This is a genomic window from Niabella yanshanensis, assembly GCF_034424215.1.
Classification (GTDB): domain Bacteria; phylum Bacteroidota; class Bacteroidia; order Chitinophagales; family Chitinophagaceae; genus Niabella; species Niabella yanshanensis.
On record NZ_CP139960.1, the window covers coordinates 3,576,871 to 3,601,314 of the forward strand.

The 24,444-nt window shown below is 43.4% G+C and carries 18 protein-coding genes; 12 read left to right on the top strand and 6 right to left on the bottom strand.

Annotated elements, in window-relative coordinates:
- The first annotated feature begins 26 nt into the window (after positions 1–26).
- Entirely contained in the window at positions 27–1,313 is a 1,287-nt protein-coding gene (locus tag U0035_RS14890) for an ABC transporter permease (RefSeq protein ID WP_114791942.1), read from the top strand.
- 151 nt (positions 1,314–1,464) lie between these two features.
- Here U0035_RS14890 and U0035_RS14895 read toward each other — a convergent pair whose 3' ends face one another.
- Positions 1,465–2,148, bottom strand: coding sequence for a hypothetical protein (locus U0035_RS14895; RefSeq protein WP_114791941.1), 684 nt, complete (start codon positions 2,146–2,148; stop codon positions 1,465–1,467).
- Positions 2,149–2,218: 70 nt separating this feature from the next.
- On the bottom strand, positions 2,219–2,572 hold the full coding sequence (locus U0035_RS14900; RefSeq protein WP_114791940.1) for a DUF3127 domain-containing protein: 354 nt from the start codon (positions 2,570–2,572) through the stop codon (positions 2,219–2,221).
- A gap of 104 nt (positions 2,573–2,676) precedes the next feature.
- Between U0035_RS14900 and U0035_RS14905 the strand changes: the two genes are divergently transcribed.
- A complete protein-coding gene (locus U0035_RS14905; protein ID WP_114791987.1) occupies positions 2,677–5,100 on the top strand; it encodes a S9 family peptidase in 2,424 nt (807 codons plus the stop codon).
- A 57-nt stretch (positions 5,101–5,157) separates the two neighbouring features.
- Here the strand turns inward: U0035_RS14905 and U0035_RS14910 are convergent, their stop codons facing one another.
- On the bottom strand, positions 5,158–7,062 hold the full coding sequence (locus tag U0035_RS14910; RefSeq protein ID WP_114791939.1) for a choice-of-anchor Q domain-containing protein: 1,905 nt from the start codon (positions 7,060–7,062) through the stop codon (positions 5,158–5,160).
- 489 nt (positions 7,063–7,551) lie between these two features.
- On the bottom strand, positions 7,552–9,306 hold the full coding sequence (locus U0035_RS14915; protein ID WP_114791938.1) for a helix-turn-helix transcriptional regulator: 1,755 nt from the start codon (positions 9,304–9,306) through the stop codon (positions 7,552–7,554).
- 226 nt (positions 9,307–9,532) lie between these two features.
- On the opposite strand from U0035_RS14915, the gene U0035_RS14920 reads away from it, so the two are divergent.
- From U0035_RS14920 to U0035_RS14950, 7 genes are all read left to right on the top strand, one after another.
- On the top strand, positions 9,533–10,222 hold the full coding sequence (locus tag U0035_RS14920) for a hypothetical protein (protein ID WP_114791937.1): 690 nt from the start codon (positions 9,533–9,535) through the stop codon (positions 10,220–10,222).
- Between the two features lie 188 nt (positions 10,223–10,410).
- Positions 10,411–11,736: a M16 family metallopeptidase gene (locus tag U0035_RS14925; RefSeq protein WP_114791936.1), complete on the top strand. Its 1,326-nt coding sequence runs from the start codon at positions 10,411–10,413 to the stop codon at positions 11,734–11,736.
- 58 nt (positions 11,737–11,794) lie between these two features.
- Complete coding sequence (locus tag U0035_RS14930) at positions 11,795–13,873, top strand: insulinase family protein (RefSeq protein WP_114791935.1); 2,079 nt, start codon at positions 11,795–11,797, stop codon at positions 13,871–13,873.
- 135 nt (positions 13,874–14,008) lie between these two features.
- Positions 14,009–14,269, top strand: coding sequence for a hypothetical protein (locus U0035_RS14935; protein ID WP_162817940.1), 261 nt, complete (start codon positions 14,009–14,011; stop codon positions 14,267–14,269).
- 17 nt (positions 14,270–14,286) lie between these two features.
- Positions 14,287–14,709 (top strand): hypothetical protein, encoded by a 423-nt coding sequence (locus U0035_RS14940; protein WP_114791933.1) that lies wholly within the window; start codon positions 14,287–14,289, stop codon positions 14,707–14,709.
- A 333-nt stretch (positions 14,710–15,042) separates the two neighbouring features.
- Positions 15,043–16,074 (top strand): recombinase RecA, encoded by a 1,032-nt coding sequence (gene recA, locus U0035_RS14945; protein ID WP_114791932.1) that lies wholly within the window; start codon positions 15,043–15,045, stop codon positions 16,072–16,074.
- 173 nt (positions 16,075–16,247) lie between these two features.
- A complete protein-coding gene (locus U0035_RS14950; RefSeq protein ID WP_114791931.1) occupies positions 16,248–17,258 on the top strand; it encodes a LacI family DNA-binding transcriptional regulator in 1,011 nt (336 codons plus the stop codon).
- Here U0035_RS14950 and nagA read toward each other — a convergent pair.
- A complete protein-coding gene (nagA, locus tag U0035_RS14955) occupies positions 17,255–18,448 on the bottom strand; it encodes an N-acetylglucosamine-6-phosphate deacetylase (protein ID WP_114791930.1) in 1,194 nt (397 codons plus the stop codon). The genes U0035_RS14950 and nagA overlap by 4 nt on opposite strands.
- Positions 18,449–18,450: 2 nt before the next feature.
- On the bottom strand, positions 18,451–19,779 hold the full coding sequence (locus U0035_RS14960) for a sugar MFS transporter (RefSeq protein WP_114791929.1): 1,329 nt from the start codon (positions 19,777–19,779) through the stop codon (positions 18,451–18,453).
- A gap of 231 nt (positions 19,780–20,010) precedes the next feature.
- Here U0035_RS14960 and U0035_RS14965 point away from each other — a divergent pair, with 231 nt between their 5' ends.
- The 3 genes from U0035_RS14965 to U0035_RS14975 are packed head-to-tail and all read left to right on the top strand — an operon-like array spanning position 20,011 to position 24,105.
- Positions 20,011–20,757, top strand: a complete 747-nt coding sequence (locus U0035_RS14965) for a glucosamine-6-phosphate deaminase (protein ID WP_114791928.1) — start codon at positions 20,011–20,013, stop codon at positions 20,755–20,757.
- 35 nt (positions 20,758–20,792) lie between these two features.
- Positions 20,793–21,989, top strand: coding sequence for a putative glycoside hydrolase (locus U0035_RS14970; protein ID WP_114791927.1), 1,197 nt, complete (start codon positions 20,793–20,795; stop codon positions 21,987–21,989).
- Positions 21,990–22,020: 31 nt separating this feature from the next.
- Complete coding sequence (locus tag U0035_RS14975) at positions 22,021–24,105, top strand: beta-galactosidase (protein WP_114791926.1); 2,085 nt, start codon at positions 22,021–22,023, stop codon at positions 24,103–24,105.
- Positions 24,106–24,444: the final 339 nt, after the last annotated feature.

The window sequence follows — 24,444 nt, forward strand, 5'->3', positions numbered from 1 at the left end:
TGGACCATGGACTATAGACTTTGATAATGTACAAACTCTGGGTAACTATAAAAAAGGACTGGCGTATTCTTACGCGTGATAAGGTAGGGCTTACCCTGATGTTTGTAATGCCCATTGTTTTAGCTATTGTAATTACAACCGTACAAAACAGCACGTTTGAACTGGTAAATGATAAAAAAGTACCGCTACTGCTGCTAAACAAAGATGAGGGCGTTGCGGGTAAAGAACTGGAGACTACGCTGGAGAAAGGTGGTATGTTTACCATTAAGAAGCTATCTGCCGGGCAGGATGAGGCGGCGCTGAAACAAAGATTACAGGACAAGGATGCTTTGCTGGGACTGGTGATTCCATCTAAATATACTACCGATGTGATGGCGAAATCGGAAGATGTGGCGGGGCGGGCTTTACAGTCGGTAGCGGTTAGCACAGATAGTACTTCGGGTGCAAACTTGCCTTCATCAGCGTCTGTTGTCTTGTTTTATCACCCTGTGTTGCAGGCTTCCTTCAGGCAGGGAATAGATGGGGCTTTGAATAGTGTATTGCAGATTGTACAAAGCAAATATATTGTCAGGCAGTTGTACAGCGCCATCAACGATTCGGCAGCTATACCCACCGATCTGGAACAGCAGATATTGACCAATCAGACGCCCATACAACAATTGTCTGTATCAAAGGATGGAGGTCATGTTATTGTAAATGCCACCCAGCATAATATTCCCGCATGGACTGTATTTGCTATGTTCTTTATTGTAATATCATTAGGTGCCAGTATTGTAAGGGAAAAGAACAGTGGTAGCTTTATGCGGCTGAAAACCATGCCTACCTCTATCACGTTGGCAATGATATCCAAGCAGATAGCTTACGTGGTGATCACTATTATACAAGCCCTGGTTATTTTCTCTATAGGTAAATGGATCTTCCCGATGATTGGATTACCGGGCCTGGATTTCCCTCACGATAAAGCAAGCCTTTTGCTGGTCATTATTTTATGTGGATGGTGTGCAGCCAGCTTTGCCATTATGATTGGCGTATTTGCCAAAACCCAGGAGCAGAGCAACGGAATTGGGGCTGTAACTATTGTTTTGTTTGCCGCAGTAGGAGGTTTATTGGTACCTTCATTTGCCATGCCGCAATCTATGCAGGGATTGATGCGTATTTCTCCTCTGCACTGGTGCCTGGAAGCTTTTTATGGCTTGTTCCTCGAAGGAGGAGCGCTAAAAGACATCTTTACCATATTGATCCCCACACTCGTTATGATTGTTTTATTTCAGTTGATTGCACATTGGGGAATGAAGAGACAGGGATTGGTATAGGTTGAGCTATTGTTGACAGTTGGCAGATGACAGATTAGTAGTTAGCGACTAATTGCAACATTAGGAGTTGAAAATTTATCTTTTACTTATTATCCCCTGTTTTATTTGTTGAGTATTTTTTATCTGTCATCTGCCCTCCGTCCTCTGTACGCTATATCGTCCATTGGTCGTGCACTACACCCACCAGGTAATATTTCCCACCTACTTCTTTAAATACCAGCCTCACTGATTTCCAGTCGATTCCTCCGTTCTTTTTGGAACCCGAAAAATGACTTTCTGTAAAATCGCTTCCTTCGTACTTCGACTTAAGGTTGTTTACCGAGTTGCCCGTTTCGATGAAATTATTGATATCAAACTTTTCAGGAGCAACGAAATTGGCATCATATACAAATTTTTTGAAATATTCTGCCGCTGTAAGGATGATCGGGTCGCCGCTGCCATCAAAGCTCCCCCAGGTTATCTTTTTATTTTTATTAGAGGTCACCAGTGTTTTGAATTCCTCACGAGAAAACTTTTTATCATCTGCGGATATCGTCGCATACGGAGAAAAACGAACGCCTTCTTCAGGATGTATCAATGAATCCAGTTTGGTGTATTGCTTATCTTTAAATATAGTCAACACTTCTTTGGTAAGACTGGTCAAAACAGAATCCTTGCTGAGCCTGAGCCGGGCTGAATCAGCTTGTAAATTGGCTGTCAACGTATCAGCGCGCTCCCCTTTGTTATAAGTGGTCGAATCTTCTCCGGGCTGATCACCGTCTTTTTTGCCGCAGCCATTTTTGCAGCCGGTTATCAATATGCCGCCCAACACCAGAAGCACAAAAAATTTCTTCATTGCAATAAGGTTTTTCTTTGGATAAAGGTAAAGTGCATTGAACTACTATAGTTATAATAAAGGCTTAAAACTAAAACGGAAGATCATCCTTTGAATCATCGTAGTTGATATCCGGAGGCATTTCGTCTGCATAGCTGCTGTTACCGCCACCTGCTGCACTGCCTGCTGCTTCTACCTTCCAGGCTTTCACATCTGTATACCATCTGCCATTATACTCCCTGCTTTCCACATCAAAAGATATGTTAAGGGTATTGCCAATCTGCAAGGCTTTTTCATTGATCTTATCGCCCCAGATAGATATACATACTTTTTTAGGGTACTGTCCGCCTGTTTCAACAATAATGTCCTGTTTTTTCCATTCTCCATTCTTACCCTGGCCTTTTTGCAGGGGTAACATCTGTACTAATTTCGCTGTTAAATCCATAAAATATTTATTGGCACAAAGATAAAGGCATTACCAATAGCTGGCAGGTTTCGCCGACTATTTCATTTCCCTTCATACTATTTTTGTAAAAATTGATTATGGTTATGCGTATTTCATTCATCGCAGCTTTAGCCTGCTTTTTATTTGTTGAGCCTTTAAAAGCCCAGGAAGACCTGGCTTATCAGAAACCATCAGCGTCTATTCTGGCCCTGACAGATTATGAGCCCGCTCCGTCGGTAGCTATGGACACCAAAAAAAATTATATGCTATTGTCTTACAGAGCTGTATATAAGACCCTGGATGACCTGAACCAGGAGGAAATGCGGCTGGCAGGTCTCCGTATCAACCCGGTTACCAATATAGCTTCAACGGTAACGTATAGCAATAATTTAAAGATCAGGAAAATAAAAGATGTAAAAACCGGACCCACCCAGGTAGCCGGCTTACCAGCCAATCCAAAAATTACCTATATATCCTGGAGCCCTGATGATTCAAAAATAGCGTTTACCAATACTACTTCCACCGGGGTGGAACTTTGGGTGATAGATGTGGCTACTGCAACTGCAACAAAGCTCACCGGGGCCAATCTCAATGCGAATATGGGCATACCTTATACCTGGTATAAAGACAATAAAACGTTGCTGGTAAGGATGATACCGGCCAATAGGGTTCCCCTGATCGATTCAAAAAAGGATTTGCCTAAAGGTCCGATTGTCTCGGTAGCCGAAGGCAAGGTTTCACAGAACCGGACCTACCAGGATCTTTTAAAGAGTAAAACCGATGAGCAGAATTTTGAAACACTGGTTAGCGCTGAATTGCACAATGTAAGTATTACTGGTGATAAGAAATTATATAAAGGCGCAGATATATACGATAACCAATCGATTTCTCCCGACGGAAATTATGTGATGTTAACCACCATTAAAAAACCATTTTCTTATATCGTTCCGTTAAGCCGGTTTCCGCAAGCGACAGTGGTTTATGACCTGCAGGGAAAGGAAGTAAAAAAAGTTAATGAAAAGCCGTTGGTGGAGATTATGCCTAAGGGTTTTGGTGCGGTGGGTACAGGTAAGAGAAGTATGGGCTGGCGTGCCGATCAACCTGCGTCTTTGTATTATGTGGAAGCATTGGATAAGGGAGATCCTGCCAATAAAGTGGATTACCGGGATGAGCTTTTCACCTGGGAAGCGCCTTTTACTGCCGCCCCCATCTCTGTTGCTAAAACCAGGCAGCGTTATGGAGGCGTAGTTTGGGGCAATGCTTCAACCGCAGTTTTGTTGGATAGCTGGTACGATACCCGCAATCAAAAAACTTACCTGATCAATCCTTCTGCGCCTGGCAGTCAACCACAATTGGTTTTTGACCGCAACTACCAGGATATTTACAGCGACCCCGGCAGTTTTGAAACAAAAGAAAACGAATACGGAAGAAGCGTGCTGGCAATAGAAGGAGATAACCTGTTTTTAATAGGAAAAGGATTCACCAAAGAAGGACAATTTCCCTTTATCGACGAATTTAGCCTGAAGACTTTGAAAACAAAACGGCTATACCAGAGCGCTGCTAAAGATAAAATGGAAACCATCTATTCTATAGAAGACTTTAAAAACGGGGTAGCTTTGGTACAGTTACAGTCTTCCAACGAATATCCCAACTATTATTTCCGCAACTACAAAAACAAGATAGCGCCCATACAGGTCACTTTTAATAAAAACCCGTTTGAAGCCATTGCCAATGTGCACAAAGAAGTCATCCATTACAAACGTGCCGATGGCGTTGATCTTTCGGGGACTTTATACCTGCCGGCAGGATACGATCAAACAAAAAAGGAAAAGTTGCCCTTGTTGATATGGGCCTATCCCCAGGAGTTTAAAGATAAAAACAGTGCGGGTCAGAGTGATAAGAATCCGAATGAATTTACGTTTCCTTATTATGGGTCGTTTGTGTATTGGGTAACAAAAGGGTATGCCGTTTTAGATGACGCATCATTTCCTATAATTGGTGAAGGAACCAAAGAGCCCAATGATAGTTTTATTGAGCAATTGGTAGCAAATGGCCGAGCGGCTATTGATGCGGTAGATAAACTGGGGTATATTGATCGGAGCAAAGTGGCCGTGGGAGGTCATTCGTATGGCGCATTCATGACTGCCAATTTGCTGACCCACTCCAACGACTATGCCTGTGGTATTGCGCGTAGCGGTGCCTACAACAGAACCCTTACCCCGTTTGGTTTCCAGGGCGAGCAGCGTAATTACTGGGATGTACCGGAGATCTACAATACGATGTCGCCGTTTATGAATGCACAGAAAATCAAAAAGCCCATTTTGCTCATTCATGGTGAAGCCGATAATAATCCAGGCACATTTACCCTGCAAACAGAGCGTTATTTCCAGGCGATTAAAGGCTTGGGTGGCCAGGCCAGGATGGTGATATTGCCTAAGGAAAGCCATGGGTATGCAGCTAAAGAAAATATATTACACACCCTTTGGGAGCAGGAACAGTTTTTGGATAAATACCTGAAGAGTGAATAAATAAGAATTAATAAGTTATGTAAAGCGCCAACCGGGAGATATGGGTTGGTGCTTTGTTTACTGGTTGACGACGGTAATAGTTTTACTATATTCTTTCTTACCATCCTTGTCTACCTGGGCGATTCTTAAATAAAGCTTTAACTCGTTCTCCGTTACAGAAGTATGGCTTTTTGAGCAACTCAAAACACCGGCCGCCCCAATGATCAATATCAGCCCAGCGATCCTTTTCCTTCTCAGGGGAGCCGTCAGCGCTAATGATAGCAGGGAAAATAATCCCATTTGGAAAGCCTGCCAGCCGGAAAAACTGCTGTCAAAAGTATAATTGATAGGTGTTGCTGAATTGCCATTTACCGCTTTTGACTTAACCGAGGCAATCGGGTTGAACTGCTTGCCATCTGCTGAAATTTCTATTTCGAAATGATCATTGTTCGTTTCTGATTCGGTTGACCAATTAATAAGAATCTGGTTATGTTTGAGAGCAGCTGATAGCGCTCCAAAGCGTACGGGCAATGCAGAAGAGTTGGCCTCGTACGCCCCTATGTCAATAGTAGTTTGTGTTATGCGCTGGTTATTGGCGAGATCTCCGTTGCCATTGGCAGTATTGGTGTAAAGTGTGTTATTCCCGTTATTAATGGCCGGGCTTCCTGGTTGCAGACTAAAGTCGCCTGAGGCAGGATTGGCAAACGCCGGGTTGGTTGTTAATATATTAGATCCTGTTATTGTACCCTGGTACGTGGCATTGAGGAGAGAATTTTCGATGTTTATGGTTGGACTACCATTGCTTACAGCTATTATATTGGCTGCGCTGTTGTCTGTCCATAATATCGAGTTGTAAATATTGTTGGCTACAGGATTGTTGACATCCAGCGCACTGCTCCCGGGGTTGTATACCGTAGTATTAACAAGTGTAAGGGTTGACTGGATATTATAAAACGGGGTATAGTTGTTATTGGCATAGGCAAGGCTGTTGATAACGGTTGTATTGCCTCCGTTTCTAACTGATACTGCTGTACCTTTGTAAGCCCCTGCAAAACTGGTAGCCGGTCCTATGGTATTATTGATAAATGTGGTGTTATTTACTTTAAGTGTGCCCTGGCCAAAACTATTAATGCCTGCACCCACTCCTCCGTTGGCGCCCCCCTGGGAATAATTATCGATCGAGTTATTTAAGAACGAGCATTTTTCAACAGCAACTGAAAATACACCCGGAACACCATATCCGGCTGCATCAAGCTGCATTATATCTATTGCAGCTCCCGAATACCCGGCATAGTTGTTTTGAAAGATACATTGTTCCACCGTAAAAACGTTGCTACCCGCAGATATACCATAGTAAGTCAACGCTCCGCTAGAAAAGGCGCGATTGTCAGTAAAAATACAGTTGCGGATCAGCGGTGTAATATTGATGGAGCTGAAGTTGCAGGAAACAAAAATAGAGGCGCCTGTATACCTCGGATATAATGAATTCAACACTCCGCCTGAATTGGCATTTCCTTCTGAAAACGTGAAGCCATCGATGACGAGCGAGTTGTCAATGGGTTGTGGGTTGGCCGGATTTAGCTCAATTACCATAATGTGGTAACTATTATCGCTATTAGAGGCCGCGTTGCCGATATTACCACTTAAAATAGTGGGGTTGATTGCCGCATTGCGTTGCGTTAAGCTGGTTTCCGAGCCCGTAAACCCGCCGTACACCTGCAGATTATTTCTCCTGATATTAAAGAAATCATCGCGGTTATTGGTTTGAGAGGGATAATAAGTACCCGATGCTACCCATATTTGTGTAACAGCGGCATTGGTATGGGCTGCGGCTAACGCCGTTGTAAGGCTTTGATAAGCATTTTGCCAGGAACTTCCGTCGTTACTACCGGTAGCGGCATGGTTTACAAAAATGGTTTGAGCGAACAGGAGCGGGGGAAAAAAGCTCAATACAAGTAGAGTAGATAAAAATTTTTTCATCATTGGGCCGGTTTTGATGGGCTAAAAAAATAGTAGAGAGTAAGTTGTTCTGCCAACGCTGGTTTATTTCGCAGAGGTTAAAGGTGCAGCTTTGCAGGAACGCCTCCAAAACGGCAGAGGGATGAAATGCGGACAGGGGGCGGACAAAATCCGGACAAACCCTATGGATTGTCGATCAGGCATTTAGGGCCCGGATAGGACATGGCGTTGAACGGTGTTATAAGCCTGTTTGCACCTGTCCCCGTTTCTGATGGGGGGTGATATGCGGGCTCAAACTGGTTAGTTGTAGAAAGGCAGTTAGTTGGTATGGATCCTGTACTCGAAATAATACCATACTGCTACCAGCAATAGCAAGCCGGTGAAAAGGATGATGAGCATGTTTATAATATGTTTGCGGCGATTCATTCCTTGCAAATATGGTCTTCAGGGAAGCCTGCTCCAAAATCGGGGGCGGACAATTTCAGGACATTCAGAAATTGGGGGTTGAGTGGTTTAGCATCTGGTGGTTAAAGTTTTAACATGATCTTCCAGACTTTCATCAGCAGTCAATTCTAAAATAGTTCTCAGGCGTCGTTTACTACGGGCTACACTTTCTTTACTAATGCCCAAAGCGCTGGCAATTTGATAATTATTAAGCTGCAGGAAAATGAGTGCGGAAAGCCGCTCCATCGCAGGAGTGAGCCCTTCATATCGCGCTCTGAGTTGTTGAAAAAATAAAGGATACGCCTTTGAAAATTCCTGCCGGAAGTTTTCCCAATCGTCTTCTGTCAGCAATGGCGCTTCCAGTAGCTTTTCTGTCACTTCATGGGTCAGGTCCTTCGATTGGTCGAGTTGTATCTGAAGCGCATCAATGAGATTATTTTTCTCTATCAGGTGGCGGGTAAAAACATCAATTCTGTCCCGTGCATCTGCTACCTGTTGCGCTGCCCGGGCGTGTTTTTCCCTTGCTTCCTTAAGCCTGGCTTGATCGCGGGCTCTTTTCTTATTATACAAAAGCAACACAATGATGGTAAGCAGCAGAATACTCACCAGGATAGCATTGCGAAGACTTTTTTCGCGATTAACTGAAGCCTGTGCGAGCATTAAGAAATGTTGCAAGTTGTCAAAAGCAATTTGTGCGTTAGCAACACTCAGCTCGCTTTTTTTCAATTCTTCCTTCTCCCGTTGCTTATACTGGTTTTCCAGTTCATAATAATAAAAAGCACTGTCGATATTTCTTTGAATGCGGTAGATACCGGCGAGCAGTGCTGCTGAGCTGATTAATTCGGCGTTTAGTTGATGCTCTTTAGCCACGGCCAGCGCTTCGGCGGCAAAAGAGGCTGCCCTGTTGTATTTTTTTTGTTTGTAATAGAATGTAGATAGTGCATTTTGTGCAATGGCAATATTGAGCCAATCGCCGCATTCCCGGCTGACTTGCAGATAGGTGTTTAATAAAGGGGCCGCCGCATCGAAGTTGCCCTCGCTGGTATAAGTGCGACCTATATTACCCTTTGCTATTCCAGTCCATAATTTGATAAACCAGGGGTCTGTATCGTTCGACACCGATGCTATAATATGATTATAGTACCAGCGGGCGCTGTCTGGTTTATTTAAATTGCGATAGGAGGCGCCAATTATATCAAGCTGAAAAATATATACCCTTGGGTCGCGGTGAACGCTGTCTAAATTCCAGGCATTAAGTCCTTCCTTGCCATATGCAATACATTGGGCATAATTGCTTTGGCCGAATAAAACAGCGCTGATACCAAAAAAACGATTATGTACATAGGGGAAATGCGAAAACCCGATGCTGCGTTGTATCTCAACAGCTTTCAGGTTGTAAAGCAAATGTGTTTCACCCGATGGCGGTATGTCGGCCCTTATACTATAGAGCTCGGCATTTAATTGTGGATCGTTAAGCGGATAGGCGATTTTGATAATGCTGTCAATAACAGAATAGTATCGGGATGCCAGTCCGTGCTCCCTTGCTGCCATTATTTCGAACATCAGTAACCGAACTCCCAGCCTGCGGTCCGGATGACGGTCCAGGTAATGATGCAGCTGGCTGATATCATCCCAGTAACGCTTTTTAGCAGCGAGGTCGTATTTGGTAATGCGAAGAGAGTCGAAAAATACCTGAGCGGCATAGCTTTGATCTTTTCCTGTCTTTTTCCAGGCATCAATATAGGAGCTGATAGCTTTGGGTTGCGCCCAAACAACCAGGTGGCAGAGAAGCAATATCGCGCATACAGTCAATTTTAATCGCATAACATATACTGTAAAAATAATCGTTTAGCAGTAGATGCGCTTCTTGTTGCTCGGGTTATTTATGGTAAAGGGGGGGCTGTGACATCAAACGGCCGGCAGCAAACAGGTATTACAGGATGCTAAAATGTTTTATTTAGGCCAGGTATCTTCAAAAGTCTGCGAGGCACCAACGGTTGTACTACTTCACTCTGAAAATTAAATACATTACTTTTGCGGCTGATACAATATGTCTACACAGCTTTTTATAACACCCGAAGGGTTGCAGCAGGATGAAAAACCTCCTTATAGCCCCAATCCCGTATTAGGCGCAATCGCTAATTTTTTATCTTACCTGTTTCATCCGGTGTTTGTTCCGCTGTACGTAATAGCTTTCCTTTTATTTGTGGAGCCTTTTTTATTTGTAGGGGCTTCAGGTGCGGAAAAGGTATTAACCCTGGGCCGGGCCTTTATCAACTACACTTTTTTCCCTTTGATAAGTGTGTTGCTTTTAAAAGGGCTTAACCTGATCGGTTCTATCAAATTAAAAGAGCGAAAGGACCGGATCGTGCCGTTTATCATTTGTAATATCTGGTATTTCTGGATCTGGTATGTGTGGAGGGGGCTGCCAGGCGCACCTCATTACCTGGTGGTATTCGCGCTGGGCGTATTCCTGGCTTCTTCAATGGGGCTTTTGTCTAACATCTATTTAAAGATCAGCATGCATGGTATTGGCCTGGGTACTGCAACAGCTTTTCTATGCCTGCTGAGCTTTGATCCGGCTTCATCTAATATTACTATTTACCTGGCGCTGGCCATGCTCATTACCGGGTTGGTAGGTACATCGCGTTTGCTGCTATCGGCTCATACACCCCGCGAGTATTATCTGGGTCTCGGCGTAGGTGCACTTGGTATTATTATCGCCAACTGGGTGGCCTGATTAATTTTTTTAATATATTTTGAAAAGATCTATTTTGGTGCTTATATTTATTATACAGGCGGTAGCGTACTGATGATTTTAAATATTATATGAGTGGTAATCTATGGCACACTGTTTTTTATTAGTTTCGTCTAACTAACAGGCAACCTGGTCTTTATATTTTTATTTTAATTCTTTAACAAAATCAGATGAAGAAAATCAACATTGGCTTTTTGCTGCTGGCAGGCGCATTGCCCGCTATGGCGCAAAAGGTAAAGTTTACAGAATTCGATTTGAGTAACGGCATGCGCGTAGTGTTGCATGAGGATCATACGGCGCCGGTGGTAGTGACTTCGGTAATGTACCACGTAGGTAGTAAAGACGAAGTGCCCGGGCATACCGGGATGGCGCATTTTTTTGAGCACCTGCTGTTTGAAGGTTCTAAGAACATTAAGAAGGGCCAGTTTATGAAGATCGTTTCACAGAACGGGGGACAAAACAATGCCAATACCAGCCAGGACCGTACTTATTACTTTGAAGCATTTCCGAGCAACCAGCTCGAAACCGGCTTATGGCTGGAAAGTGAAAGACTAATGCATCCCGTGATCAATGAGGATGGGGTTAAAACGCAGAACGAGGTAGTGAAAGAAGAAAAAAGATTGCGCATTGATAACCAACCCTACGGAAACCTGATCGCTTCTGTATTTAATAAACTGTTTACCAAACATCCCTATCATTGGCCGATTATCGGTAGCATGGAGGACCTGGACAATACCAAACTGCCCGACTTTTTAGCGTTCAACAAAAAATATTATGCGCCTAATAATGCAGTGCTGGTAGTGGCGGGAGATATCGATCCTGTTAAAACCAAAAAACTGGTAGAAGCGTATTTTGGTCCTATTCCCAAAGGCCCTGCCATTGAAAGAGTAAATATCAAAGAGGATCCTATTACGCAACAAATTGTAGATACGGCTTACGATGCCAATATCCAGATACCTGCGATAGTAGCGGCTTACCGTACAGTGGGTATGAAAGAGCGCGATGCTATTGTGCTGGATATGGCTTCCCAGATCTTAAGCGGCGGAGCCAGCAGCCGTATGTATAAAAAAATGGTGGACCAAAAGAAAAATGCAGTGGCAGTACAGGCATTTAATTATACGCTGGAAGATTATGGGGCTTACCTGACTTTTGCCATACCCAATGGCAGCCAGAGCCTGGATCAATTGCTCGCTGATATGGACGAAGAAGTAGCCAAACTGCAAACTTCCCTGATCTCAGAGGCCGAGTTTACCAAGTTGCAAAACCAGGCAGAAAATGACTTCGTAAGCGGCAACAACACCATGATGGGGATCGCGGAAAGCCTGGCAAGCGGGTATACTTTCCATGGTAATACCAATTACCTGAACACAGAGCTTGACCTGATTAAATCTATAACCCGCCAGGATATCCAGGAGGTTGCTAAAAAATACCTTAATAAAGATCAGCGCGTGGTGCTTTATTATTTGCCTTCAAAAAAAGATGAAGCTGCTAAATAATAGATCCCATTATCTAAATGTATTTTAAAAAACTTGCGCAAGCAATAAATAATCAATTATGAAGAGAGTTTTTATAGCATCTGCTGCTTTGTTCTTTTGTACAGCGGTATTTGCACAAACTATAGACAGAAGCAAAAAGCCAAAAGAAGGGCCGGCTCCTGTCATTAAAATTGCTGATCCTGCAAAATTTGTTTTACCTAACGGGATGACCGTGCTCGTGGTGGAGAATCATAAATTACCTAAAATAACGGCAAGCCTTTCTACCAACCGGGGTGATATTGTAGAAGGAGATAAGGCGGGAGTGATTGGTTTAATGGGTGATATGCTAAACGAAGGCACTAAAAGTCTTTCTAAAGAAGCATTTGATGAAAAGGTAGAAGTGATGGGTGCCTCTGTTTCATTAAATTCGGGCGGTGGCTATGTATCAGCCCTAAACCGGTATTTTGAGCCCAGCCTGATGCTGATGGCGGACGCTTTAAGAAACCCGGCTTTTGAAAAGGAAAATTTTGATAAGCTGAAATCACAGGCGGTAACTAATCTGAAATCGCAGGAAAAAAATGCCAAGTCTATTTCTGCAAGAGTAGTGAATGCTATTTCTTACGGAAAAAATACAGCCAGGGGCGAGTTTCAAACCATTCAGAGTACAGAGGCCGTTACGCTTGACGATATTAAAAGCGCTTATCAAAAATACCTGAGCCCGGCCAGCAGCATTTTGACTTTTGTAGGTGATATCACACCGGCGCAGGCGAAGGAATATGCCACCAGGGCTTTTGGCAGCTGGAGTGGTAAGAAAATTGAGATCGCGAAAAACACCACGGTGGCTAATCCTGCGAAAACGGAGATCGACCTGATTGATGTACCTTCCGCAGTGCAAAGCGAAATATCTGTAGCCAACCTGATCAATAATCCGTACAGCAATCCCGATCACCATGCTTTAGTATTGGCGAATCATATTTTGGGTGGCGGCGCTGAGAGTAAATTATTCATGAACCTTCGTGAAAAACATGGTTTTACTTATGGCAGCTACAGTAACCTGCCCTCAGATCGTTACCAGACGATGTTCAAAGCCGGTGCTTCGGTACGTAATGATAAAGTAGACAGTGCGGTTACCGAGATCATCAGGGAGATCAACAATATGAGAGAGGGGAAGATCACGGCAGAAGAGCTGGCTACTGCCAAAGCGGTATACAATGGTGTGTTTGCTATGCGTATGGAAAATCCGCAGACCACTGCCAACTACGCCACTACCATTTTGATCAACGGGCTGCCTAATGACTTTTACAGAACCTATCTCCAAAAGATCAACGCAGTAACTGTGGCAGATATTAAGCGTGTAGCACAAAAATACCTGAACAGCGCCGATACCCGTATCGTAGTAGTTGGCAAAGCATCAGTAGTAAAAGATGGTTTGAGTAAGCTGGGCTACCCGGTTAAGTTGTATGATATTTATGCAACTCCTGTAACAGAAGCTGCAGCAGCCCCATCAGCTGATGTAGATAAAAACATTTCGGCGCAGGCGGTTATAGACAAGTATGTCGCAGCAATCGGCGGTAAAGACGCATTATCTAAAGTGACTTCTATGAGCGCCGATATTACTATGAATGTAAGCGGTCAGGCGCTAGGTGGTGTGATGAAGAATGCGGCGCCTAATAAATCATTGATGCAATTGTCAATGGGCGGTATGACGGTGATGAAAAGAGTGTTCGATGGCAAAAAGGGCTACCAGGAGCAAATGGGACAAAAGAAAGAATTAGGTGCAGATGAGGTTGCTGCTGCAGGCGATACAAAAGGACTTTTCCCTCAACTGTATTACAATACCGATGGATTTAAATTAAGCGCCCCTGCTTTTGAAAAGGTAAACGGCGAGGATGCTTACAAAATTGTGGTAACCAAACCGAGTGGTAAGACCGAAACAGAGTACTATTCGGCAAAAACAGGATTTCTCCTGAAACAGGAAGGTAAAGTAAAGGCAGCAGGCCAGGAATTAGAACAAACGATGGAGTTTAGTAATTATACACCGGTAGGAGGCATTCAATTACCGGCTTCTATGACCCAGTCGATCATGGGGCAGAGTTTTGAAATAACCATGAAAGGCTACAAGTTGAATGAAGGTGTTGCGGATACGGACTTTGAATAGTTTGGCCTGGAAAATGTAACCTTCAAATAGGGTAAAAGCGCATCAGCAATGGTGCGCTTTGCTGTTATATGAAAAAGTCTTAATTTGTTTTAAGTAGATAGGCATCGGGGATGCGCATCATTTTTATTTTGTGTCATGCATAAAAAATATTTTTTTATAGATGAAAGTGGAGATCCGATGTTCTATGCCGGTCGAAAAAAGCTTTTAGTAGGAACTGATGGTTTCCAGCCATACCTCATCATTGGAATGATTGAAACCGAAAACAGAAGATTATTGCGAAAAGCAGTGCTTGAATTTATGGAGGATGTAAAAATGATAAACTCTATAATACGATTCCGTCCATCGCTACTGATAAAGGCTGGTACGTTCATGCACGGGGAGACCATCCCGAAATAAGAGTAAAGTTTTTTGAGATGTTAAGAAGATTGGGTGGCTACAAAGCAGATATTGTGATAGCAAAGAAAGATTTAAGCATATTTAATAGAAAACATAATAACAGCCCAACTGAGTTTTATTTTGATGTGTTATATCATTTAATAGACAGGAAATTGTCTGACTCAAACTGCGAGTATATGCTTTACCTTTCTCAAAGGGGAAACAACTCTTTAAGTGATTTTCAAAAGGCAGTTGACAAAACCTTAATAGCTAGCCATACATTGGAAAATCCAATAAGCTATAGACTTGAAGTTGTACCAGGATCAGAAATGCCAGAACTAAGCATAATTGACTACTTGATATGGGCTGTTCAGCGTAAATTATTAAAAAAGGAAGCCAGATACTTTGAGGCGTTGGAAAATAAGTATAGAGTCATACTTAACTTATATGACAATATATAAAAAAGCTAAAAAATCTTTTTGCCCCCGTGCCAATACTGGCAGCACCCATCATGGGATGAGATGTGTTGACTCAAAACTTTTTAGCTCTGCAAAGATACAAAATATTCCCAAGGGATGTTAACCCTTTTGTTGGCTGAAATTTAGCGTAGGAGCAACTAAGCTAATTTACTTTAACAGTTGCTGCCTTTTTTTTGCGTCATTGCGCCTAGCGGTTAAGAATTTGATATTGATGAAAAATAAATCCAAATAAATTAGCATTATTGTGCTAAATATATTAGTTTTGTTGTTGATAATTATTTTAGACAGGAGATAGCTAAATTGTAATTTTGGATTATGGCAAAGACAGATAAATCACCCGAAATAGACGTTAATAACGAGAAGTTTAAAGCACTAAAGCTTACCATGGAAAAAATCGATAAAGATTATGGTAAGGGCAGTGTAATGTTGATGAATGAGAAAGCCGTAGAGTCGCATGCAGTGGTTTCTACGGGCTCTATTGGACTTGATACTGCGCTGGGCATCGGAGGCTTACCTAAAGGCCGTGTGATCGAAATATATGGTCCGGAGTCATCTGGTAAAACAACTATTGCTACACATGTTATAGCAGAAGCGCAGAAAAAAGGCGGCATGTGTGCCATTATTGATGCAGAACACGCTTTTGATAGCGTGTACGCCCAAAAGCTGGGAGTAAATGTAGATAACCTTTTGATCAGTCAGCCGGATTATGGAGAACAGGCATTAGAAATTGCTGACCGGTTGATACTCTCTGGAGCCCTGGATGTTGTGGTGATAGATTCTGTTGCTGCACTGGTACCTAAGAGTGAGCTGGAGGGGGAAATGGGCGATAGTAAAATGGGGCTGCACGCCCGTTTAATGAGCCAGGCCTTAAGAAAGCTAACGGCTACTATTTCCAAAACCAATACCATTTGTATATTCATTAACCAGCTAAGGGAAAAAATTGGTGTTATGTTCGGTAATCCCGAAACAACCACCGGTGGTAACGCCCTGAAGTTCTATGCTTCAGTAAGGTTAGACATTCGCCGCTCCGCTCAAATTAAAGATGGCGATGAAGCAATAGGGAACCGTGTAAAAGTAAAAGTAGTAAAAAACAAAGTTGCCCCTCCATTCCGTGCTGCTGAATTTGATATCATTTTTGGAGAAGGAATTTCCAAAACGGGTGAGATTATAGACATGGGCGTTGAGTTGAATATCATTCAAAAAAGCGGATCCTGGTATAGCTACAACAGCGATAAACTGGGACAAGGCCGTGATGCGGTGAAAAGCTTATTAATTGATAATCCTGAATTAGCGGGTGAAATTGAAGCAAAAATCAGGGAGAAGATAGTAGAAATGAAAAGTGCTTAACAGGTATATTTTATTTGACGGGTTAGTAGAACCGCCTCTTTCGGGGCGGTTATTTTTTTGTTTATCCCATAGTTGAATACTTTTATCCGCTTAACGGCCCGCCGGTGTGGCTGCGGGAACCATGCGGATTTTTAAGTCAAAATGGTTATCTTCATCGGATATAGCTTTTATGCATGGGGCGTTTTGTAACTATTAAGGATATAGCTAAAAAATTAAATATTTCTGTCTCTACCGTGTCACGTGCGTTAAGAGATACTTACGACGTAAACCAGGAAACCCGCGAAAAGGTATTGGCATTAGCGAGTGAACTCAATTACCGGCCCAATTTTAATGCAATGGGCCTGGTGAACCGTAACTCCCATAATATTGCAGTGATCCTGCCTTTTATCACTAACTATTATTTCTCTACCGTTATTACCGGTATACAGGAAGTTGCGTATAAGCATGATTATAATATTATCCTCCATATTACCAACGACTCGCCCGAACGTGAGCTGTCGATTATAAAAAATCTGGCAGTTTCCAATCTGGATGGATTGCTGGTTTCTGTTTCAACAAATTCTGATGCAGGAACTCACTTTCAACAGGTGATCGACACGGGTATTCCTATTGTATTCTTTGACCGGGTATCGGATGGGATTCTTACCTCAAAAGTAATGCAGGACGACTATAATGGCGCATTTGAAGCGGTTGAGCATTTAATCGAACGGGGATATAAAAAGATCGCCCATATAGCAGGTCCCGAAGGATTAAGCTTTACACAAAAACGTAAAAAGGGCTACCTGGATGCTTTGAAGAAACATGGCCTTCCTGTAAAAGAGGGATGGATCGTTTCCTCAGGCTTTTCCCAGGAAGACGGACAGCAGGATGCCGCCAAACTGTTTAGCCGCAAAGACCACCCCGATGCTGTTTTTGCAGCGAATGACCGCAAGGCAATAGGCGCCATGGTTACATTGAAGGAAAAAGGGCTGCAGATTGGAAAGCAGGTTGGCGTAATAGGGTTTACTAATGATCCTGTTTCAACAGTTGTGACACCCACCTTATCTACTATCGCAGAGCCGGCATTCGAAATAGGTAAAAAAAGTTGTGAGCTGCTGCTAAAGCATATTAACAAACGCAATTTTATAGCCGAAGATGTGACACTACCCGGAACATTAATAGCAAGGGAGTCCACGCATCGCTAGCGGTTGTCGCTGCTGTAAACGATATTCCCTTTTACGATCGTTTTGCGGATCTGTATATCCTCATCAAACAATACCAGGTCGGCGTCCTTACCAACGGCTATCGATCCTTTATGTGAATCAATACCCATAATTCGGGCCGGGGTAAGACTGATCATTTTGACAGCATCGGTTAAAGATACTTCGGCAAGGTTAATTATGTTCCTAACCAGTCGATCTGCTGTAGCCACGCTTCCTGCAAATGAGCTCCGGTCCGGCAACCAGGCTACGCCTTTATCCACTACTACTTTTAACCCGGTTTCCATTCCTCCTAAAATACTGTCACCTTCCGGCATGCCCGCAGCACGCATGGCATCAGTAATTAATGCAATATGGTCTGCTCCTTTTATTTTATAGATCAGCTTTAATAAAGGCGCCGGTAAATGAACGCCATCTGCAATAACTTCTACATCCATTTCATTGATCAGGTAGCCGCTTTCAATTACACCGGCATAACGGTAGCCATTACGGCGCATGACGCCCGACATACCCGAGTAAAAATGGGTGGCCAATGTATATCCATTTTCGAAGGCTTCGGCTACTTCTTCATAAATAGCATCAGTATGGGCTATGGCCGGTAAAATACCACGGCTACGCAGAAACCTGCCCATTTCCACAGCACCCTCCAGCTCCGGGGCGGAGCTCCAGCGTTTTATTGAAGCAGAGGCCGCCACTACTTCCTTATATTCGGCAGGATCAGGATTCCGGATATACCTCGGATCTTGCGCCCCCCGCTGGCTCATAGAAAAATAAGGCCCTTCCAGGTGCATGCCCATTAATTGGGCGCCATTGTCGTTCCTTTTGTTGGCGCGTTCAAATACCTGCAGCGTTTCGAGCAGGTCCTTTTTTTCACTGGTTAGCGTAGTAGGGTACATCGCGGTAGTGCCATAACGGGCATGGGTTTGAGCAATGGTCAGAAAAGCTTCTGCTGTTCCATCCATAAAATCGGCTCCCCCTCCTCCATGTATGTGTAAATCGATAAAGCCTGGCGAAAGGTATAAACCAGCTGCATCAATTTCCACAGCGCCTTCTATGTCAATATTTTTATTGCCAACACTTTCAATGAGTCCATTCTTTACAGTAACTACCCCCTCGTTGACAATACCTTGGGAGGTGATGACTTTTGCGTTAACTATTTTAAGAAATCTGTCCATGTTTACAATTTTAAAGACCATTTTTTTACCTTATGCCCATAAAAGGCGTAATAGATCAGGTAAAGGTAGCAAGGTATTAATATCCAGTAAGCCTCTTTCACCCCCTGTAGATCTGCAAGGTAACCATATACCAGCGGCAGTAGTCCATTTCCGCAAAGTCCCATGATCATAATAGAGGCACCCAGCTTCGTAAACCTCCCCAGTCCCTTCATCGCCAGTGGCCATATGCCGGCCCAGATCAGCGAATTGGCAAATCCCAATAATACCAAAAACCAAATGGACAGATCCGTATCATGTCCCAGGAATAGTACCCTTGTTTTTACCAGTACAATCAACAAGGAGAATACACAGCCCAGTATAGTGAAGAGTTGAAAGGCTTTCTTCTGGCTGATGAGTTTAGGTATGGCAATAACCCCGAGCATATAACCACAAATGGTGGCAAATAAAGTATAGGACGGGAATACTTTGGCCTCCAGCAGTGGTATGTGCATAGAAGTAGCATATCCGATAATGGTATCAATAGAAATAACCTGTGTGCCTACATGCAGGAAGATGGCAATAGCGCCTAAAATCAGGAATGGGAAATCGAAGATGCTTTTTTTACCGGCGTTGGCTTTAGATAGTTCGGCATCTTCCTCTTCTGTATTGATCTCGGGCAGCGGTGATTTCAATATCAATAACCCTAATAACAATAATACAACGCCAACAACCAGGTAAGGAACCATTACCCTTTGTATCAATTCATCCAGAACTACCGATCTCTCCGCCGGGTTCATCAAGGGGATCCGGTTAAAAAGCTCCGTATCTGTTTTACGTAGTATCACTGCAGCAAAAATCAGTGGCGCCAATATACCCGCGCCCTTATTACAAACGCCCAGGATACTGATGCGTTGTGCTGCCCGCTCTATAGGACCAAGAATGGTAATGTAGGGATTGGCTGCAGTCTGTAAAACCGATAATCCCGTTCCTAATGCAAATAATCCGGTTAAAAACATACCGTAAGTACGGGTGGCTGCTGCCGGTATGAAAATAAAAGCTCCTACAGACATTACTGCAAATCCAATAGCCATCCCCTTTTTAAAGCCTGTTTTTTTTAACATGTAAGAAGAAGGCACTGATATCACCAGGTAAGAAATGTAGAAGGCAAAGGTGACAAAATAAGATTCGAAAGTAGTAAGCTCGCAGGCAATTTTAAAATAGGGTATTAAGATGGCATTGACCCAGGAAATAAAACCGATCACAAAAAATACAACAGCAATAATGCTGATAGATACAATGATCCTTTTAGGGTCAGGGGCCTGAGTGGGTATAGTAGTAGTTTGCTCTTTCATGATAATCGTTAGACATAAGGCCCGGGGGCATTATAATGTTTTAGCTAAAATATCGATAAATGCCACTTTCCTGATGCTAATGGCCAGATAAATGATTGGCAACGTTACCGGTATCATTGCCGATAACGTTACCGTTGTTTTATTAGCCCTTTGGGGTTCGTTCCTATTGCTTAATTGATACTTTTGGTTACAACGATGCTTTAATCGCCCAAACTTTAAAAACAGATATCAATGGAAATGATGGTACTAAAAGATAAGTACGAATTAGGAATTGCTGCCGGGAAAAAAACCGGCGAGCTGATCCGCAATACGATCAATGAAGCAGGACAAGCCAATGTTATACTGGCTACCGGCACCAGCCAGTTCCAGACCCTGGAACAGTTAATAAAAGAAGAAGGAATTGACTGGAGCAAAGTGGTGATGTTTCACTTAGATGAATATATTGGGCTGCCGGTTACACATCCCGCCAGTTTCAGGAAATACCTGAAAGAACGTTTTTTAGAAAAAGTACCACCATTGAAAGCCTATTATCTTATTAATGGTGAAGCAGATGCGGAAGCGGAGCGCCTGCGTTTGAATGCCATTATTCAGCAGCACCCGATTGATGTAGCATTGGTGGGCGTTGGTGAAAACGGGCACCTTGCTTTTAATGATCCGCCCGCAGATTTTGACACCGAAGATCCTTACCTGGTAGTAAACCTGGATGAGCAATGTCGCATGCAGCAAATGGGTGAAGGCTGGTTTGCCTCGCTGGAAGAAGTGCCTGCACAAGCCATCAGCATGTCGGTAAAGCAGATCATGAAATCTACCCATATCATCTGTTCGGTACCCGATGGCAGAAAAGCTCAGGCGGTAAAAGACAGCATTGAACAACCTGTTAATCCTGTGTATCCTGCCAGCATCCTGCAATTACATGCATCCTGCAGTTATTACCTGGATCAGTCTTCGGCGGCATTACTGAGTGTAGCCTCTCGATAAAAACGGATATAAAGAGATTTTTAAATTAGATCCATATGAAATTATTAGATATAGGGCTTTTGTCAGCCAGCTTGCTGCTAACCTGCTTCACGGGTATCGCTCAAAAAGATGAGCAACCGCTCCGGCTGCAGCATATACCTTCGGATGGTGTACCCTATGCGCAAATATTCGACAGCAGGGTGAAGGATGCTTCGGTATATCAAAAGCGGGGCAACAAATTTTTTTTTATCTGGGGTGCCACAAAACCTGATCCTATTGAGGGGGTAACGATCAGCAAATATTTCCCTTCGTATCGTAATCCGGAACGGCAATTCGATATTGAATGGTATAAAAAGAACCACCCCGATTGGATCATATATAAAGAAGATAAGGTGACACCCGCCTATGGCTATATATATGATTATGGTGGACTGGTGCCGCTGGATGTGTCCAATCCGGAAGTGCGTGAATTTTATTTAAAAGAATTTATGCTACCGGCCGTTAAGCAAGGTTATAAAGTGGTAGCGATGGATAACGTGGATTTGGGTAACTGGCCCGGGGCAGCAGGTAAATATGACAAGGGAAAATGGGTACAGTTATACACCGGTAAGAAAAATGATAAGGCCTTCCAGGAAAATATGATCGGCTGGATGCGCTATTTATCGGAGAACCTGAATCCATTGGGCGTTCAGGTAGCAGCCAATATCAAGGCTAACAGCGCTCCGAATGATGTGGTGTTGCGCATGATGCATTCAGTAAATATATGGCTGGATGAAAATGGCTTTACCCATACCGGAAAAAATATTACGGGCAGCAACTGGCAAAGGCAGTTTGACTATTTAAAAGAGATCGCTCTCATCAAAGGCTATATTTCTATTAACCAGGTAGAAGGCGCCGTAGAACAAGCTGATCCGGCGCAGATAGAATGGGTGATTGCTAACTTTTTACTCACACGTGGCCCCCAGAGTCTGCTGGCCATTACCCCCTTTATAGATAAGAAGGCTATTTACCAGGAGTTTCATTACCGTCCGGAAATGAATGTAAATATTGGATCGCCCGTAGATAAAGCGGTTCGGCAAAAAGCTGCCTGGACCAGGAAGTTTACCAAAGGAATGGTAGTGGTCAATCCTTCGGCCACAGAAACGGTAAGCATCAACTTACCAAAAGGCAAGTGGAAAACAATAGGCGGGCAGATAAAACAAAAGACAATACAGGTAGCACCCGCTTCTGGTTTCGTATTAACCAGGCTCTAAATAATTCTCTAAATTTTAAACTGATTGACAGATGAATAATAAATTCCTTCTGGGATGTTTTGTGCTGGTGATTGTAAGTGCTTTATTTGCCACCGGTCTTCGCGCACAGTCTGGTACTGCTAAAGCCGCACCCAAATGGGTGGAGGGCTTCCCGGTAGTAATGATCGGTAACTGGGATATCAAGCCCACTTTCAGGCGAAGGGTGGGCGCTAACCCGGTATGGATTGACGAGATATTTAAAAAAGAATCAACCGAAGAACAGGTAAAAAAATACAAAGACATGGGCGCCACCATGGTAATGGCATTCTTTTATAAAGGTTTTGGTTTGAATGCAGAGAAGGAAGAAATTGATGCTACCCGTAAGCTGGTAGATAATTGTAAAAAGTATGGGCTTAAAACCGGTGCTTATATAGGCTCTACGCTTCCTTTTGAAACTTTTTTTGCCGAAGTGCCCGAGGCCAAAGAATGGGTGGCGCCGGATTACCAGGGACAACCCGTTACTTACGGAAGCCAAACCTTTCGCAAGCTGGTGTACTTTCAGCACGAGGGTTACAAAGCCTATATTAAACGCGTGTTAAAGATAGCTGTAGAAGATATTAAGGTAGATTTGATTCATTTTGATAACTCCTCCGTACAGGCAATTGCTCCCGTATTCTATCATCCTTTAGCGGTTCAGCATTTCAGGGAGTTCTTGACTAAAAAATATACACCCGAACAATTAAAGCAAAGGTTGGGCTTCAGCGATGTTCGCTTTGTTGAGCCGCCCACTTATAGCAAAAGCATTGGCATACTGCATGATCCTTTATCCCAGGAGTGGACCGACTTCCGTTGCCGGCAGCTGGCTGATTATTACGGGGAGATGGCGCAGTACATCAGGAGCCTCAATCCGGAAGTAGCAGTAGAATGTAATCCGCATGGCTTGGATGGCCGCAATTCGATGTGGAATGAAAGCGTAGACTTTGCAAGAATATTACCACATACCAATTATTTCTGGACAGAAGGCGAGCAAACAGGTTTGACCGAAAACGGCGCATTACTTTCCAAAATACGTACGTTTAAAATAGCACGGACCTTTGATAACCGTGTTTTTATCAAAACCAATGATATTCAGCTGAAGATGGCTGAAGCCCTGGCTTATAATCGCGAAGGCATAGGACTCATTGGCGGGATGGAAGAAATGGACGGAGGCAATTATCATACACCACTACCACTAACACAGGAGCAACAGGACTATATCCGGTTTTTTAAAGATCATTTTGACTACTATAAAGGAACAACAAATATCGCTGATGTGGCGGTCTTGCATACATTTAACAGTATGGCTTATAACAGCGACCGGCCCTATCAAAGCACTTTTCTTTTTGAGCAAAGTTTGATACAGGGAAAAGTTCCTTTTGATGTGATCTTCGACGAGCAGCTTAAAAACCTGGATCGTTATAAAGTGTTGGTGCTGGCCAACCAGGAATGCCTTACCGATGAGCAACAGGAGCTCGTACGCTCCTTTGTGCACAAGGGCGGCGGCCTTGTTATAACAGAGCATACCTCATTGTATAATGCCTGGCATCAGCGAAAAGATAATTTTGGCCTGGCCGACCTGATACAGCTGAAAGCCCCGGATTGGCATAACCGCCGCACACCGGAAGCTATCCTGCCTATAGTAGAACAGCGTAATGCAATAGGGAAAGGACGTGTTATTTATTTACCGGAAGTGATTCCATCGGTGCCCAAGCCAACGATGGTGCCTATGGCGGGACCTTATTTTAAACTCGCTAAGAATCATCAGCAACTGATCGAAGCTGTGCAATGGGCTTCGGGCAATGATCTGTCACTGCAGGTAGAAGGTCCGGAAACGGTAACAATGGAGCTGTTAAAACAGGAAAGTAAAGAACGGCTGCTGTTGCACCTGGTGAACTTTAACTACGAGAAAGCTCCTGCGGAAAATATAAAAGTAAGTCTTAAAATTCCAACGGGAAAAAAAGTACAAAAACTGACGCTTTTAAGCCCCGATCGTAAAACAATAACCAGCAGCCTGGCATTTACACAGGAAAAAGGAATGCTGCAATTTACCATTCCACAGGTGAAGTTATATGGACTTGCGGCTGTAGAATTAAAGTAAGTATGCTTACAGCTTTATCTCAAATATAGTTTGAGTCATATGAGCATAACGGAAGGTTCTCTGTTTAGGGAACCTTCTTTTGTTTCAATGAACTGCTATTTTGAATAAGGGTTTTCTGGCAAATTAGTGGTAGCAAAAAAGAATCGCCGCCCGGATGACCTGGCCGGACAGGCACGGCTAGCATGAAGCATGGATGCATTCGTGGCTTTGCAACGGCCGCGCCAGCTCTATGTTTGAGGATGACACTTTCATAACGTCGTTTCGACTGCTGAGTTTTTCTGTATATCCTTCAGGTGTGCGCATCGTGAATTTTTAAACCGGAATGACGGAATATAAGTC

Coding starts and splice junctions, on each gene's coding strand:
- U0035_RS14925 (WP_114791936.1), top strand. CDS start 10,411: ATGAAGAAAATCAACATTGGCTTTTTGCTGCTGGCAGGCGCATTGCCC.
- U0035_RS14920 (WP_114791937.1), top strand. CDS start 9,533: ATGTCTACACAGCTTTTTATAACACCCGAAGGGTTGCAGCAGGATGAA.
- U0035_RS14905 (WP_114791987.1), top strand. CDS start 2,677: ATGCGTATTTCATTCATCGCAGCTTTAGCCTGCTTTTTATTTGTTGAG.
- U0035_RS14895 (WP_114791941.1), bottom strand. CDS start 2,148: ATGAAGAAATTTTTTGTGCTTCTGGTGTTGGGCGGCATATTGATAACC.
- U0035_RS14965 (WP_114791928.1), top strand. CDS start 20,011: ATGGAAATGATGGTACTAAAAGATAAGTACGAATTAGGAATTGCTGCC.
- U0035_RS14930 (WP_114791935.1), top strand. CDS start 11,795: ATGAAGAGAGTTTTTATAGCATCTGCTGCTTTGTTCTTTTGTACAGCG.
- U0035_RS14975 (WP_114791926.1), top strand. CDS start 22,021: ATGAATAATAAATTCCTTCTGGGATGTTTTGTGCTGGTGATTGTAAGT.
- U0035_RS14935 (WP_162817940.1), top strand. CDS start 14,009: ATGCATAAAAAATATTTTTTTATAGATGAAAGTGGAGATCCGATGTTC.
- U0035_RS14960 (WP_114791929.1), bottom strand. CDS start 19,779: ATGAAAGAGCAAACTACTACTATACCCACTCAGGCCCCTGACCCTAAA.
- U0035_RS14970 (WP_114791927.1), top strand. CDS start 20,793: ATGAAATTATTAGATATAGGGCTTTTGTCAGCCAGCTTGCTGCTAACC.
- nagA (WP_114791930.1), bottom strand. CDS start 18,448: ATGGACAGATTTCTTAAAATAGTTAACGCAAAAGTCATCACCTCCCAA.
- U0035_RS14910 (WP_114791939.1), bottom strand. CDS start 7,062: ATGATGAAAAAATTTTTATCTACTCTACTTGTATTGAGCTTTTTTCCC.
- U0035_RS14915 (WP_114791938.1), bottom strand. CDS start 9,306: ATGCGATTAAAATTGACTGTATGCGCGATATTGCTTCTCTGCCACCTG.
- U0035_RS14900 (WP_114791940.1), bottom strand. CDS start 2,572: ATGGATTTAACAGCGAAATTAGTACAGATGTTACCCCTGCAAAAAGGC.
- recA (WP_114791932.1), top strand. CDS start 15,043: ATGGCAAAGACAGATAAATCACCCGAAATAGACGTTAATAACGAGAAG.
- U0035_RS14890 (WP_114791942.1), top strand. CDS start 27: ATGTACAAACTCTGGGTAACTATAAAAAAGGACTGGCGTATTCTTACG.
- U0035_RS14940 (WP_114791933.1), top strand. CDS start 14,287: ATGTTAAGAAGATTGGGTGGCTACAAAGCAGATATTGTGATAGCAAAG.
- U0035_RS14950 (WP_114791931.1), top strand. CDS start 16,248: ATGGGGCGTTTTGTAACTATTAAGGATATAGCTAAAAAATTAAATATT.